General features: G+C 46.1%; 12 protein-coding genes. 7 read left to right on the top strand and 5 right to left on the bottom strand.

Annotated features, from left to right (window positions below):
• The first annotated feature begins 88 nt into the window (after positions 1-88).
• The 4 genes from ACMXI2_RS24670 (at position 89) to ACMXI2_RS24685 (ending at position 6,686) form a co-directional block, all read left to right on the top strand.
• Positions 89-1,195, top strand: coding sequence for a hypothetical protein (locus ACMXI2_RS24670; protein ID WP_483778643.1), 1,107 nt, complete (start codon positions 89-91; stop codon positions 1,193-1,195).
• A gap of 106 nt (positions 1,196-1,301) precedes the next feature.
• A complete protein-coding gene (locus tag ACMXI2_RS24675) occupies positions 1,302-3,287 on the top strand; it encodes a DUF7849 domain-containing protein (RefSeq protein WP_483778644.1) in 1,986 nt (661 codons plus the stop codon).
• A 26-nt stretch (positions 3,288-3,313) separates the two neighbouring features.
• Positions 3,314-5,971, top strand: a complete 2,658-nt coding sequence (locus tag ACMXI2_RS24680; protein WP_483778645.1) for a CHAT domain-containing protein — start codon at positions 3,314-3,316, stop codon at positions 5,969-5,971.
• A gap of 79 nt (positions 5,972-6,050) precedes the next feature.
• Positions 6,051-6,686: a DUF5710 domain-containing protein gene (locus tag ACMXI2_RS24685; protein WP_483778646.1), complete on the top strand. Its 636-nt coding sequence runs from the start codon at positions 6,051-6,053 to the stop codon at positions 6,684-6,686.
• On the opposite strand, the gene ACMXI2_RS24690 is transcribed toward ACMXI2_RS24685, so the two are convergent.
• From ACMXI2_RS24690 to ACMXI2_RS24705, 4 genes are all read right to left on the bottom strand, one after another.
• Entirely contained in the window at positions 6,681-7,535 is an 855-nt protein-coding gene (locus ACMXI2_RS24690) for a tetratricopeptide repeat protein (RefSeq protein WP_483778647.1), read from the bottom strand. The two genes, ACMXI2_RS24685 and ACMXI2_RS24690, sit on opposite strands and share 6 nt — an antisense overlap.
• Before the next feature lie 67 nt (positions 7,536-7,602).
• A complete protein-coding gene (locus ACMXI2_RS24695) occupies positions 7,603-8,640 on the bottom strand; it encodes an endonuclease/exonuclease/phosphatase family protein (RefSeq protein WP_483778648.1) in 1,038 nt (345 codons plus the stop codon).
• Positions 8,641-8,680: 40 nt separating this feature from the next.
• Positions 8,681-9,508: an adenine-specific DNA-methyltransferase gene (gene yhdJ / locus ACMXI2_RS24700; protein ID WP_483778649.1), complete on the bottom strand. Its 828-nt coding sequence runs from the start codon at positions 9,506-9,508 to the stop codon at positions 8,681-8,683.
• Between the two features lie 292 nt (positions 9,509-9,800).
• Complete coding sequence (locus tag ACMXI2_RS24705; protein WP_483778650.1) at positions 9,801-10,607, bottom strand: winged helix-turn-helix domain-containing protein; 807 nt, start codon at positions 10,605-10,607, stop codon at positions 9,801-9,803.
• A 187-nt stretch (positions 10,608-10,794) separates the two neighbouring features.
• Here ACMXI2_RS24705 and ACMXI2_RS24710 point away from each other — a divergent pair, with 187 nt between their 5' ends.
• From ACMXI2_RS24710 to ACMXI2_RS24720, 3 genes are all read left to right on the top strand, one after another.
• Positions 10,795-11,391, top strand: a complete 597-nt coding sequence (locus ACMXI2_RS24710; protein ID WP_483778651.1) for a hypothetical protein — start codon at positions 10,795-10,797, stop codon at positions 11,389-11,391.
• A gap of 307 nt (positions 11,392-11,698) precedes the next feature.
• Entirely contained in the window at positions 11,699-12,766 is a 1,068-nt protein-coding gene (locus ACMXI2_RS24715) for a ligand-binding sensor domain-containing protein (RefSeq protein ID WP_483778652.1), read from the top strand.
• A 63-nt stretch (positions 12,767-12,829) separates the two neighbouring features.
• Positions 12,830-13,522, top strand: coding sequence for a hypothetical protein (locus tag ACMXI2_RS24720; RefSeq protein WP_483778653.1), 693 nt, complete (start codon positions 12,830-12,832; stop codon positions 13,520-13,522).
• Positions 13,523-13,580: 58 nt separating this feature from the next.
• Here ACMXI2_RS24720 and ACMXI2_RS24725 read toward each other — a convergent pair whose 3' ends face one another.
• Positions 13,581-14,810, bottom strand: coding sequence for an IS256 family transposase (locus ACMXI2_RS24725; protein ID WP_483778654.1), 1,230 nt, complete (start codon positions 14,808-14,810; stop codon positions 13,581-13,583).
• Positions 14,811-14,883: the final 73 nt, after the last annotated feature.

Below are 14,883 nucleotides of genomic sequence, written 5' to 3' on the forward strand. Positions count from 1 at the left end.
AAATATTCTGAAAAGGGGGTAACAAAATAAATGGGCTGTTGATCTACTATCAAACAAGCAAAAACATTTCTCAACAAAAATATCTTTTATGAAAGCGATTACCTTAACATCGATCACCTGCCTGGTAGCTGCCGCATTGGCTGTTTCTTCCTGTAAAAAGAATAACAGCCAGGAAGTACCCGGCCCGGAAAAAGGACAGGACGCTAAAATGCTGGCGGAATTCCTCGACAGTCATGCCAAACCATTTGAACACTTTAGTATAAATGCAGCTGCCGGTGGCGTTATCACCACCAGCCAGGGAACAAAATTCAATATTCCTCCCAACGTTTTTATTACTGCCGGCGGGGCGCCTGTTACGGGCGCAGTGGATATCAGTATCAAAGAGATCAGGGATGTGAGCAGTATGATCCTGTCGGACAAAGCAACTGTTACTGCCGATGGGAAAATGCTGGTATCATTCGGAGAGTTTTTTGTGAAAGCAGTTCAGAATAACCAGGACCTTGGCCTGCGGCCGAAGAATGATACCGGCAAGGGCATCATGGTACAGGTACCTGCAAGGCCGGCAGATAACGTGATGAATGGCGTGAAAGAAGTGCCGATGTGGAACGGCGACACCACCGTGTCTGTTACCCAGCACGGCTTTAACTACATCAACCAGCCCGTGACCATTACCACCGAGCACACTATTTCGAGGGGCGTGTTATGGAACCAGATCCAGAGCAGTTATGCACTGTTCAATTCATCCAATGGCACCATGAACTTCAGGCTCGACAGCCTTATCCGTTGGGTAAATTGCGATGGCCTGGCTAATATGCCTAATCCCAAAACTACGGTGATGACCTATTTCACCAATCACTTTAACAATGAAACAGGCAGCAGCTACGGCGGCGAACAACCCAGCATGCTGTTCTTCAAGCCCAAAAACTATAATACACTCGTAAAATTCTACAATGTTATTATGACGCCTCCCGCTGGTAAAGAAGGCTTCCATAGTTACCAGACTTCTATCCCGGTAGGACTGGAAGGCACCTTCCTCGCTATCAGCGCCGTAAATGGTCAGCTGTATGCAGAACAGAAAACAGTTACCATCGGCACACCGGCAGGCAGCGACAACTACTCCACCGTGAGCTTTGATCTGCAAGCTGTGGATGCGGCTACTTTGTTGTCACTCATCAACAGTATGAATTCCAAATAACCGGCCTGTTATCCGTTTACAATACTCCAAAGCTGAAAGCAATAAGTCAATCCCCCGGTTGGCTTATTGCTGCTTTTTATATAATATTTATTTATATTTATGTTATATGCAACCTACAGCTCCCCTAGTAGCACTATTCCTTTTCTTTCAAAGCGTTGTGATGGCGCAGTCTCCTGTATCTCCATCATTTCCGCAGGATACCCTTCCGCCGGAAATTGAGGTGCAGGGCGCCGACGACAGTATGCACCTGGTTGCAAAGCTGCGTCCACTGCGCCAGATAGCCGGCGCCCCCGCTTCCTTCTACACCTATTTCTGGGAACTCGGAGATGGCACCTTTAGCTTTAGTCCAACGCCGGAACTGCACTACAAAGATACCGGCACCTACCAGGTACGCCTATACGCTACCAATAACTACGATGATGGCAAGGCGCCGCCCACCAAACCCAGGCCCATTAAAGTAAAGAAGCCAATAAAAAACAGTACCTGGGCTTCCCGTTTTTTTCACGGAAATGGGAATATAGAGATGAAAATAAACCGTAATCCCAAACCAGGTGAAGACTTCCTGGCACTTATCGGCTACCGGAATATGGCCGGAGATGCAGGCAGCGGCACCATCCTGTTGTTTTATAACGAGAAGCAGTTTGGTCATGCAGCATTTGATCTTACAGAAAAAAGAAGCTATCACGGGGAAGACAGCAGCTCCCTGCAGTCTCTACTCGTGAAACTGGAAACGCCCGATACCGACCCCGATGCAGCACTGGCCCGTGGCCCTCACCCTAACGCACCCACTGTAAATAACGCCGCCGCCAAAGCCATGCTACAGGCCATGCAGGGCGCCTATAGCAGTCATACCGTACTACACTTCAGCAATGCCGGCAAAACAGCAGAACAATTCCTTTTCCTCAATATGCACACGCTGCCGGAAATGGTACAGGACACCAATGCCACCGTTACTATGACCGCCATGCTGGTACCCGACAATGCGTTGATGCAACCGGAAATATATGAACTGGAAATGGCCGTGGTAAACTCTCACGACCCCAACCGGCTGCAACTGCGGAAACACCGGATCAACTACCGTTTTATGGGAAAGAAAAAAGAACTGACCTATAAAATTCAATTCCAGAATACCGGTAAGGGGCCCGCAAAAAGAGTAGCGATCGGCATCGCCGTGCCACGGCAACTGAATACCGAAACCATACAACTGAAAGAAGTAAGCCCCGCCTGCATCGCCTGCGACTCCGCCTACCAGACGCAAAGCTGTATAGACACGGTGCGTACGAAAGACAGCATCTATTTTGTTTTCAGAAATATTTATTTGCCCGGTCTTCAGCAGGAAGGTGTTACCGATCCCGACTCCACCAAAGGGTTTGTGCGGTATTCCATCCTCTTTAAAAAGAAACCCAAAAAGATTCCTTTCAGCAGCAGTGCAGCGATCATCTTCGATAAAAACGATCCTATTTATACCAACCGCGCCACCGCCAGGTTCATCAAAGGGTTTTCACCCGGTATCATTGCCGGCTATACGTTTTCTCCTAACAGCGGCGACTATGCGCTGAAAGGTCCGTTGCAGCTTGGTGCAGTACTGGCGCCGTTTGCGCCCGACCGTCCTTACTTCCAGGTGGAAGCCTTTGCCGGTTTGCTGGAAAAGGAATCTTCCGCAACAACCATCATACGCGATAAGCGGGATACTACCATAAACGGCCAGGTGTACCTGATCCGGGGCAGAAATGAGCTGACCACTACCACCCGGCAATCGCTGCAACTGGCGCCACTGCATTTCCGGTACAACCTCAACAACTGGATTGGTGTGGGCGTTGGTGCGATGGCCCAAATAAACATTGCCACCAAAACTACTACTGAATCAAAAGTATACCTGACCGGCATACAACAACCGGACATAGTAACCAACACTGTCAGTAAAACGCTGAAAGATGATCCGCAATGGTTTGCCAGCATCAACGCCGCGCCCTTTGCCGACATACAGATTGGAAAAATAAAAAGCGGACCAGCTGTAGGATTGCGCTACCTGCGGCAGGTTACCGGTAATACGCCCGACCGTTTCTTTGTATACGCTATCTACAAACTGTAATAAATCATAACTTCAGTCATTATACAATGGCTGGAGTCCAATCATATATCACTTACCTGAAAAAAGTACTGCTATTACTGGCGGTACCTGGTCTGTTGATTTCCTGGCAGGACCCTGAGCCGGCTGTGTTGAAAAAACACCAGGCAGCCAACCGGCTGGATGAGTGGATTTACACCTATATTCAGTACCCCGCCGCTACCCCTGCTGAAAAGGCCGCACAGCTGAAAAGGGCTGTCACCAATGCCTGGCGGGCGCCCCGCACTACTGATGAAATACAGGCATGGATGGACCTGCTCATCAACCAGGGATATTCCCTGCTGCAAAGCGGAGATATTATTTCATCCACAGACGCCTACCAGCAAGCCTTTGAATGGGGCCGGCAACACACCACTGTTACTGATCCGGGGCTGGTACTGGAATACGTACTGAAGCCGTTGGGCAACAATTACACCCGGCTCGGCGACTATGAGCAGGCGTTGTTTATTCACCGGATAGCGCTGGAATTTGCGCGTGAGCTAAACGACCGTCAGGCAACCGCAGCCACTTACAGCAACCTTGCCAACACCGCCGCCAATATGGGCCAGCTGGAGCAATCCCTTCGTTACTGCCGGGAAGGCTTGCTGCTGGCGGATAAACACAGTGCTACCTATGGCTTGCTCTTGTCTGAGCAGGCGGATGCCTGCCAGCAGCTACAGCAATTTTCCGCTGCGCGGCAAAGCATTGCGCAAAGTATCCGTATCCTGCAGCAGCAACCTGCCGGTAACCCGGAAGCTGCGCACTGGCTGTTTATGGCTTATCAACAGGCAGGCGATATTTATCTGGCTGATCCCCAAACCGCAGCACAGTACTACTTCCGTGCGCTGGCCATGCCGGAAAGCCAACGTACCCTGCGAAAGAGGGAACAGGCCCGCCTGTTCCTGCGCATCGGGAAATTGCAGGCGGCCGCGAAACAGCCCGAAAAAGCGCGTCCCTGGCTGGATAGCTGCGCCAAAATACTACTACCGGGAAAGGATATACGTAAAGTTACACCTGGCGATATTTATGGAGAATACACCCTGCTGGATCTTCTTTTCACGGCGGCATCGGTGTACCAGTCGCTCGGGCAACCTGCTGCGGCGCTGGCATTATACCGGCTGAGTTTTGCCGCGGAAAGAGAGCTGCGTCACCAGTATATATCCCCTTCCGCCAAAGAAGCGGCTATATCGGATAGCCGTTACCGTTATGAAGCCGCAATTGCACTGGCCTGGCAGTGCTGGCAAACCACGCACCAACCGGTATACCAGCTGGCTATCCTGCAATTTATGGAAGACAGTAAGTCGCAGTTATTATGGGAAGAAATGCAGCAACAGTCCTTTCACGCCGGCAACGATACCATCCATAAACGGATCCGGCTGCTGGAGCAGGCGCAACTCTACTATCGCAAAGAAGCGCTGCAGGGCGGCAAAAGCGACAGCTTATTGCAGCTCCGCGAGCAACGGCTGGCCTGGGACCTGGCTACTTTAAGAAAAAAAATACGGCAAACGGAACATACCGGCAACGAAATTTTTTCGCCCGACAGCCTGCTGCGCCACCTGGCGCCCCGCCAGCGGATCCGGACTTACTTTGCCGGGGAGCATACCTTATACACCATAGAATCGGATCACAAAGGCATACGATATGCCGACAGCACGCCGCTGGACCAGGATGCTATCCGCTATTTTAAGCAGCATTTTTTTGAAGAGGGGCCGGCGGCTATGGTAAACCATCCAAAAGCTTATTTCCAGGCAGCGCATCGCCTGTATACACAAATATTTGCCGGGCATCCATTGCAGTCCGGCTACACTTACCTGCTGATGCCCGACGGGCCCTTTAACACCCTCCCGGTGGAAGCGCTGATAACAGACAGCGTATATAAACCAACTATCGGGCAATGGCCCTTCCTCCTGAAACAGGCAACGGTATCTTATGCTTACTCATTGCGTACCTGGAACCTGCAGGTGCAGGCGCATAGCAACCAGGAAGGATTCAGCGGCTTTTTCATTTCGCGGCAGCGGGCAGGATTACCGGAGCTGCAGGGAGTTATGAAAGAAAAAGAGTTGCTGGCGCCGGTAATCGACAACGGACAGTGGTTTGTGAATGAACAGGCAAACAGCAAACAGTTCAGGGACGCATTGGAGCAATCCGGCATTGTACATATCAGCACACATGGGTTCACGCAAAAAGACAGCACCGCCGCACCACATATCATGTTGTATGATGCACCGTTTTATTTATTTGAGTTGAACGGTATTGTCCGTCACCCGGCCCTGGTAGTGCTGAGTGCCTGTAAAACCGGCGATGGCCGCCTCGTAACCGGGGAAGGCATCCAGAGTATGGCGCATGCTTTTATGGCCGGCGGTACCCCTGCAGTAGTAGCGGCTTCCTGGAATGTAAACGATGCTACCGCTCCCCTGCTGATGCAACAATTCTATCAACAGCTTACCATACAACCCAATACCGCCACCGCATTGCAACAGGCCAAACTCAACTGGCTCAAAGATCCGGAGGTAACGGAGATGCATAAACTCCCCTACTACTGGGCTGCATTGAGCTTCCAGGGGAATACAGGGACGGTGATCCTGTCTTCTTCCCGTTTCTCCTGGTATTGGCTGCTTTTGCTGCTGGCAATACCTGCATTTCTGCTGATACGTAAATGGATTAGTTAAGGAATCATGAACAGGCCGCCGAATTCCCCTTTTTTTCCTTAAATTCATTGAAGAGAGTCTTTAGTCATACCCTGCTTTTATGTCATTACTACTGAATGTTCCCAACGCGGAAAAAGAGCATGCTGCATCTATGGGCGCCCAATGGGACCAGGTGTCGCGCACCTGGTATTTACCGGAAGACCAGTACGACCGGCTGATAGAGGTGGCCCGGTGGATACCGGAAAAGTACCCTGCTATCATTCTGCCTACTGAAATAAGTGTTGTACATGCCGGCAGGCCGTGCTGGAAATGTCAGCACAACAACCATGTGATAGCGCTTGCAGGCAATTATTTTTATGAGAAAGATATGAATGAGCGGGACGAGTCGGTATGGCTGGCACAGGATTTCTTTACTGTATTCCAGCAGGTATCTGCCATTTCAGATAACCTGCAAACTTTCCTGAATGATTACTATCCGCGTTATAAACGGGCGTGGTCTAATACGCAGGGAAACTATTACTGGTCTAATCACTGCGAATCCTGCGACAGCATCCAGGGCGATTGGTTCCTGTTTGACGAAGCAGGCAGCGTGTTTAATCCTACAGAAAAAGAGGAAGCTGCCCGGCTGACGATCAGGAACTACACCCTGAAATATGCACCATTGATAGATGCGGTTTATTCTTTAGGAGATCATGCGCGACTCATCAATGAATTTGCAGAAAGGGCGGATCTATAATTTCACCCTTGTCTTCAAAAAAACAAAATAGCGGGGATCTTCTTCTGCAAAAATCTCCTTTCCTTCCAGCATATAAGCCCTTAACAGGTATTCCAGCGCCTGATCATGCTGGTTCAGTTCATACAGGCTTTCTCCCAAACGTAAATTAACAAAGCCGTTGGCCTGCGCATCCGGGCCATTTAATGCGTCATAAAAATTATTAGCAGCGGCCTGGTAGTCGCCCTTAAAATAATACATATCACCTATGCTGGCATACAACCAGGTACTGGCTTCCCAGTTCCGCGCCGGTTCCGGCAGGAGTTGCAATGCCTCCGTAAACCGGGCAATGGCGCCATCAAAATCATCGGCATCCGCCAGTTCGTTGCCCGCTTCAGATAAAGCCTCCACCTGTTCGTAGATATGTGGCGGCAGCTCTTCTTCCACTACAGAAGCCAGGCCGGGAAATACGTGCAGGTATTTTTCATCCACGCCTTCAAACACACGTCCGGCAGACTTATGCATGGCCATAGTAAAATATGTTTCGGCCTCTTTCATATTCCCGTTTTCAAAGAAGGCTTTACCGAGTACAAATTCACGTTCGCCATCATCTGCACGCGCGGGATCACATTGTTGTAAGGCATTTGCCCATCGGAGCAGCGCCGGGTAATCTTTCAATATGAGATAGGTTTCTGCAATAGCAAGAGCTATATGATAGCTCTCGTCATACACTTCTTTGGGAGCAGGCAACAGTTCCCATGCTTCTTCGAGCTTCAATGCGTACCGGGCCGGATCATTGTTTTCAAACAATACCTCTGCTTCCTCCCAGATGGCTTCAATAGCTGCCACAATTTTCTGATCGTGTAATTCCATATATCCTGTTTTAGAAAAGTCTCCGTACAGCCAAAGTTGTACAGGATCAAAAATAAGATGGAATCTTTTAAATACTGAGCTTAAATATGCTGAGCAGACCTTTATGATCTGTAGGCCAGGTATTAACAGGTGGCAGGAATTTTTCCCGGCCCTGTTCGTTTTCCCGTTTGTTCCGGATGATACTGCCGGAAGGGCCTACCACGATGCTTTTACGCAGGGTAAGCTGTTTATCCGGATAAAAATAAACGTAATCGATCCGTTCCCTTTCGTCTGCATCCGGCGCCCAGGCCAGTTTCTTCACCTCCACTGCTTTATTATCTGCCGGAAAGGTAAAACCCGGATGTGTAACTGCGGAGGGATAAATCACCCGGTAGCTGTCCTTAAATCCTTTGTCCTGCAACATAACGGAGCAGGTCCAGGGAACAATCATGCCGTGATGATCATAGAGATCTTTCGTAGCGGCGGTCCAGTCGAGGTGACTGGCCTCGTTAAAATCGCCTCCCAGGAACACCAGCCGGTTTTCGCTGATATCTTTTGCTGCGGCCTGTAGAAATGCTGCAATACCTTCATCTCTTTTGGATACGCGGTTAGAAGCCATGATGGTATCGAGATTGGTGCAGGGGGCCGCCATCTTTTTCCAGGTAACGCCGTCGTATCCCCGTGGCAGGTATACCGCGTAGTTCAGGTAATCGAGATGAGCCGAATACACCGCTATTTCTTTACCGTGCACATTGGCAACCAGTTTGCAGATCTCTCCGTTATCACTGAAAATAACCGAGCTATCAACAACCGGGTACCGGCTCAATAGCCCGGCGCCCTGGCTAAAAAACGAATAATACTTTTTGCCTTTTGCATTGAGAGAGGCCACCAGGCGGTCGCATAGACGGGTATTGTTATAATTTCTCACTTCGCTCAATGTCACGAAATCGGCATCTATATCCGTTATTTCATCTACTATGGCATTGTAACCGCCCGGCACCATTGTGCCTTCCTGCCAGATATTGAGTTGTAATACCGATAAGCGGATATCTTCCGCTATTCCTCTGAAAGAAAAAAACAGTATGCTTCCTGTAATGAGCAGTAATTTTTTTAGTTGTTTGATCATATGATGTTGTTCATTGTTCACCTGTTATCAAAGCGGCTGTTCAAATGATGCCGCTTTCAAAGGAGCGTATTTCACGTTGTAATTTCTCTCCTTTATACTCTTCCGCAAGCTGCAATCTTCGTAACCCGATCTTTACATATTCTTCCTGCATTTCTATACCGATGCAATTCCTGCCCAGTTCTTTAGCCACCGCACAGGTGGTGAAGGTACCGGAGAAGGGGTCCAGGATTACGTCTCCAGGGTTTGAACTGGCTTTAATGATGCGCTCCAGCAGAGCAATGGGTTTCTGAGTGGGATGATTTTCGTATTCATCCATGCGGTAGCGCACCCGTGCAAAGTTCCATACGTTGCCCGGAACTTTTTGTGTGTTATAGGCAGCCGGCGTACTTTTCCGGTAGTCGATCAGTTTTCTTTTTGCACCGGTTTTGGCTTCAATGAGGATATCGGCAGCATTGAAAGTGTAATTATTTTTATCATTTGTGCAAAACAGGATGGGCTCATACATAGACCCAAAATATTTCCTGGCCTGCACCCCGGAGCTGTCGTAGCTCCATACAATGCGGGAAAGGATATTAATTTTCTGACGCAGATAGATATCAAAATACGGCATGAACTGGGTAGCAGTCATTACATAGAAGCTACCGGCTGGTTTGAGTTTCCGGATACAAAGGTCCAGCCATTGGTAGCACCAGTTAAGGTATTCTTCTTCCGTATTCCATTTCTCTATATGTCCATTAAAGTTTTTGCCGATATTATAGGGAGGATCAGCGAAGATGAGATCCACTGAGTGATCCGGCACCAGCGTTTGCAGCGCCTGCAACGCATCTCCATGTATGATTGTATGATTGTGGGTACCGAATACTTCCATTTCCTTCTTTTCTGCCGATAAATTTAGCTAAAAAAAGGCCAGGATAGGATATAAATAGTTCGATACAGAACTAAAAATTAAGAATACTGACTATCAATAATTTAGTTGGCACAACGGACACAATAGGGACAAAAATTTAAGGAAATTAATAGTAGATAAGTATCGAAAAATATTATCCTGTTACACCTCCGGTGGGGTGCAACACGTAATTGAGCCAGTAAGGGAGGTTGCTTTTATTAGCAAATCGTTAGCGCGCTAAAGCTAACGCTGAGGATAGCGGGGCGATTCTTCCTTAAGAGCTAATTTCAAGCTTATATCCTTTGCCGCGTATAACAACAATGTTGATATTGGGATCCGGTTCCAGTTTTTTTCTAAGTTTTGAAATGAACATATCCAGGCTGCGGCTCACAATAACACCTTCGTCTTCCCATATCTCTTTTTGCAACCGGCTTCTCTCTATGGTCTGGTTAGGAGACAACGCGAAAATGAGCAGCAGACGCGCTTCCGTGCCAGTCAGGTCTATGGTGTTTTTATTTATTACCAGTTGTCGTTCCTGCGCATTAAACAAGACCGATCCAAAAGTTAAAATGCCGGTATTTTGATTGCCAGACTCGGCTTTTCGAGGTTTAACCGATCTAAAAAAAACGAAACCAACAAATGCTAAAAATGACAGGCTGCCCAGAAGATATCCATTCTTTGCGGTATTTATGCCTGTCGGTTTAAATTTAATGTTGACCATGTAACATCCCCTGGGTTGCACTCTTCCTCTACAAGCTACAATATCATCTCTTTTATTGTTGGAAATAGCGTATCCATAGGCTACACTGGAGTTGCTACAGTTCAGAACATTAATAACATAATCACTTGCGAGAGGGTCTTTGGCCAACAAACGCCGGGTAATATTCACCAGCGAGTCCGGCTGGAAAGTGAGTTCATTCTCAAAACTGATCTGGTACTCATTTTCTGCGATCTTTTTTACCGGAAGAACCCTTGATCTACCGTCGCCCGACTGTATGAGTAGTTCGTCTCCTATCTTCCGAAGCAAAACTTCCCTCCTGGCGATATCAAAACCGTCACTGCCGGTCGTATTGAAAGTCATGTATATTACAGAGATAAAAAGGAGTAATATCAATCCCCACAGGTACTTGCGTTTCCCGGAAAGTAGATCTCGGCTATAAAACATACCGTTTTACGATTTATTTACAAAGGTTACATTTTTATTTACAATCTAAATTCCTCAGGCGAAAAACATCAAAGTAATTTTGTTGCATCAACTTTGAAAGGATATGAAAAATAAAAAAGATGTCTTTCGCCAATCTATATCATTTAAACCAACAAAAATTATGAAAAAAATCATCTATGCGCTGATCTTACCGCTGATTGTGGTAAGCGGACTAGCATTTGCCTATCGCGAAATTAAAAATGAAACCTCTAAAAGGCCAGCCCCAACACCCCTCTCTGCTGCTGAAAGGGAAGCCGAACTGAAAAAATGGAAGGCTACCCCTGAAGGTATAAAGTACACAAAATGGGTAGCTTCTCCCGCAGGCAAAAAAGTGTTTGCCGGTATTGCTAAAATAAGGAAGAACATTAATGATTATACCAATATGGAGGCTGTTGTAACCTCTCTTTCTCTTCCGCCAGGATCAAGATTAGGTTTCGGTGTGATGGCCAGGATCAATGGTGATGATTATATTGTAAAATTTGAGCCGGAAAAGTCTCAACTTGAGCAATTGCATAGCCTGAAAGTTAACGACAAAATAATCATAAGAAGCCATAGCATATCGCACGCGCCCAAGTATTCATACCCAATAATATGGGGCGAATATGTAGAACGAGATAGTAAAGTAATTTTTAAACGTGTCCCTCCCAAAGGCGGTTGCTGAGCAAATAAATTATGAAATAAGTATTGTATGCCTTATGCCTGGTACCTGCGCAGATTTTGGGATGTGCTGGAAGATAGATGCGGAAGCCTTTAGTTCGCTTCTATGGATTCAGGGGTTTATGACTAGAATGGGGAATCTCTTAAGCATTTCACCACCAGCCAAGGACTGTCAGTAATACGGTTTTTTCTATCTGTGAAGATAAAGCCGCTAATATGGTTCGGAACCGGAGGTGGAGTGGAGTGTATCGTTATGATGGAAAGACCATCACGGACTTTAAGAGTAAAGAGGGTCATTAAATAGTTAAATTATGAAATACATACAAGTATATGCTTTGTTCCTGATGGTTGTTTTTCACACCGCCTGCGGACAAAACCAAACAAACGTGCCGCAAGATAATTTCAGTAAAGAACACAATGGCTACTCCGAGTCTCAACTTAAAGAGTTGGCTACCTCCAAGGTGCCTATGAGTCAGGTTCGGAATGTGAAGCAAGATAGAAACGGAAACATTTTAATTGCTGCATCATGGAGTGGTGTTTTTCGCTACGATGGAAAATCGTTTACTAATCTCACAAGTAGTAAAATTGGTCCGCACAGATACTGGGATGTACTGGAAGATCGACACAGAATCCTTTGGTTCGCTTCCACTGATTCCGGAGTTTATAATTACAATGGGAAATCTTTTAAGCATTTCACAACCAGGGAGGGACTTGCCAATAATCGAGTTATGAAAATTTATGAGGATAAAGCCGGTAATATTTGGTTCGGCACCGGGGGAGGAGTAAGCCGTTACGATGGGAAGTCTTTTCGGAATTTCACAACGAAAGAAGGACTTTCCAATAATGATCTTACTACTATCATGGAAGACAAAACCGGGAAATTATGGTTTGGCACAAGGGGCGAGCCCTGTTTTTATGATGGAAAAACATTTACCGTTTTAAAAAACAAAGATGGTAAAGCCTTTAACAACGTTTGGTCAATAATCGAAGATAAAAAAGGAAGCATTTGGTTCGGTGACGATAATGGTTTTTGGCGCTATGATGGCAGCACCTTTACTAAAGTATCGCAGAGGGGCGCTTATGCAATAATCGAAGATAAAAAAGGAAACATCTGGACTACTGGTATCGTAAATCCTCCTAGTGGGCCAGTCTGGGCACTTTCCCGTTATGATCAAAAGTCATTGTACAATAAAAAGCCTACTGTAACCGAAATTATGTCAGGACCACCAGCTTTTTTGGGACTTTTGGAAGCTAACGATGGAAGTATTTGGTTTGGATCTGCAGGTGGGGTGCATCGTTATGATGGAAAGACCATTACGGACCTGGCGGAAATCAGTAATGAACAATTGGGAATGGGAATGATAAATAAGAATCGATAACTATCCTCCAGTAGTTGCATAAAATGCAACTACTAACTTTCTCCGTAAACTAAATTTGTTGATATGGGTGCTCCACTTCAAGATATTACAATTTACTATTTCGGAACCGCTATCAAAGACGCACCTCTGGATTGGGATTTCAGAAACACTGTTAATTACATTGCGGACTTCTACCATAACAGCTTAAATGGTTATAAGCCACCGAAGACAGGCCGAATTTGCATCGTTCTTGGAGCATATAAGAATTGGGATACGCCGAACTACTCCGGTTCGATTTGCAAATTTAATGGTATTATTGATGAAGACAAATATCTCAGCCTTTCGAAAATAGATCAATATCAATACATACTTGATTTGCTACATGCAACTATAATGGAAATAGGAGAAGTATATAAGTGGGAGAAGGAGCCTTTCAATAAAGCTTATGATCATGTAGTTCATAGTAATTTCCAATTTGCGAAACGATATCCTGCTAAAAAATCGAGAGACAAAAAGTATACGGGCCAAATTATTTTGCGCAAAACGGCAGAAACTGCCACTCTCAGCGCCGTAATAACTGAAACTGAAATGAGGGAGGTTGTGTTAATTGAAAAACGAAACTGGCATTGGTATGACAGCACTTATAAAATGGCCTTATCCTGTAAGTGGATTAATAGTTTATCTTTTGGCTTTATTAAAGACGACAAGCACTCTTTTTTCGACCTTATTGAAAATAAAGTAATTAACAACTTACAATTTGGCGAAAAGGATTTTTGATACAATAACTATTCTATGTGGAGGGAGTGTTAAGATAACTGTGTAAACTGTATTCTGTTCATAACTGTAAGTTGCATCGCTGTTGCCCAAAAAGATTTATAAACTGTATTAACATAATGGGCCAGTCTCTTTGAGGCATGGTCCATTTTTTTTGCGCTTGCATCAGGCTGAGGTAGACCACTTTTTCGACGGCCTGGTCGCTCGGTAAAATACTCCTGGCTTTGGTGTATTTTCGGATTCCCCGATTCACGTTTTCGATCAGATTAGTCGTATAAATGATCTTACGGATCTGTAACGGGAACTCAAAAAAGGTCGAGAGATGGTCCCAGTTGGTACGCCAGGATTTGACTATGTAGGGGTACTTGGAACCCCATTGGTCTTCAAAATGCTGCAGCTCTGTCAATGCTATATCAGCGTCAGGTGCGCTGTATATCTGGCGTAAAGCAATAGCGGCCTCCTTCTTGTCTTTCCAAACAACAAATTTCAGTGAGTTCCGTAATTGGTGAACTATGCAGATTTGAGTTTTTGTCTGAGGATAGACAGATTTAATCGCTTCCACAAAACCTTTCAGGTTATCAGTACTAGTGATCAAAATATCTTCAACCCCGCGGGCCTTAAGATTAGTCAACACATTCATCCAGAATGCCGCACTTTCATTCTGACAAATCCACATCCCCAATACCTCCTTATAACCACTGTTGTTAAGGCCTACCGCTATCTGCACCGCCTTATCTATGACTTTACCATCCTGACGTACCTTGAATATGATAGCGTCCATCCAGACAATCATATACACCCGTTCCAGCCTTCTGTTCTTCCATTGTTCGATATGATCTATTACCCGGTCGGTGATGTGAGAAATAGTTGCCTCACTCATTTCTACTCCATATAGCTCCCGAACGTGACTTTCGATATCACGAACAGTCATGCCGTGAGTATATAAACTCAAAACGTTGTCTTCTATTTCAGCCATTACCCGACTTCGCTTGGGGATCAACTGAGGCTCAAAACTACCATCTCTGTCTCTTGGAATTTCTAAAGGGATTTCACCCAGATTTGACTTTACTTTTTTCTTGCCGTAACCATTGCGGCTATTGGTATGTTCTACTCCTTCAGGAGCATGTTTTTCGTAACCCAGGTGTTCATCCATCTCCGCTCTGAGCATCTCCTGGATACCCATGCGGTACATTTCATGGAAAAGATCGGAGAGATCTTTACTGGATTTGATTTTACCGCTTTTTAAACGGTGGGCCAGTTCTTCTTGAATGGCCTGCTGTAGCTTGTCCATAAGATAACTGATTAGTTTAAAGGTAAGATTTTAATTAGAGACTGCTATGAACTACCACAGCAGCCTCTACATA

The sequence above is a fragment of the Chitinophaga sp. G7 BAM 1005 genome (assembly GCF_057126945.1).

Bases quoted from the DNA above. Each gene is read 5' to 3' on its own strand.
- ACMXI2_RS24725 (WP_483778654.1), bottom strand. From the start codon at position 14,810: ATGGACAAGCTACAGCAGGCCATTCAAGAAGAACTGGCCCACCGTTTA.
- ACMXI2_RS24710 (WP_483778651.1), top strand. From the start codon at position 10,795: ATGAAAAATAAAAAAGATGTCTTTCGCCAATCTATATCATTTAAACCA.
- ACMXI2_RS24715 (WP_483778652.1), top strand. From the start codon at position 11,699: ATGAAATACATACAAGTATATGCTTTGTTCCTGATGGTTGTTTTTCAC.
- ACMXI2_RS24680 (WP_483778645.1), top strand. From the start codon at position 3,314: ATGGCTGGAGTCCAATCATATATCACTTACCTGAAAAAAGTACTGCTA.
- ACMXI2_RS24685 (WP_483778646.1), top strand. From the start codon at position 6,051: ATGTCATTACTACTGAATGTTCCCAACGCGGAAAAAGAGCATGCTGCA.
- ACMXI2_RS24670 (WP_483778643.1), top strand. From the start codon at position 89: ATGAAAGCGATTACCTTAACATCGATCACCTGCCTGGTAGCTGCCGCA.
- ACMXI2_RS24690 (WP_483778647.1), bottom strand. From the start codon at position 7,535: ATGGAATTACACGATCAGAAAATTGTGGCAGCTATTGAAGCCATCTGG.
- ACMXI2_RS24705 (WP_483778650.1), bottom strand. From the start codon at position 10,607: ATGACTTTCAATACGACCGGCAGTGACGGTTTTGATATCGCCAGGAGG.
- yhdJ (WP_483778649.1), bottom strand. From the start codon at position 9,508: ATGGAAGTATTCGGTACCCACAATCATACAATCATACATGGAGATGCG.
- ACMXI2_RS24675 (WP_483778644.1), top strand. From the start codon at position 1,302: ATGCAACCTACAGCTCCCCTAGTAGCACTATTCCTTTTCTTTCAAAGC.
- ACMXI2_RS24695 (WP_483778648.1), bottom strand. From the start codon at position 8,640: ATGATCAAACAACTAAAAAAATTACTGCTCATTACAGGAAGCATACTG.
- ACMXI2_RS24720 (WP_483778653.1), top strand. From the start codon at position 12,830: ATGGGTGCTCCACTTCAAGATATTACAATTTACTATTTCGGAACCGCT.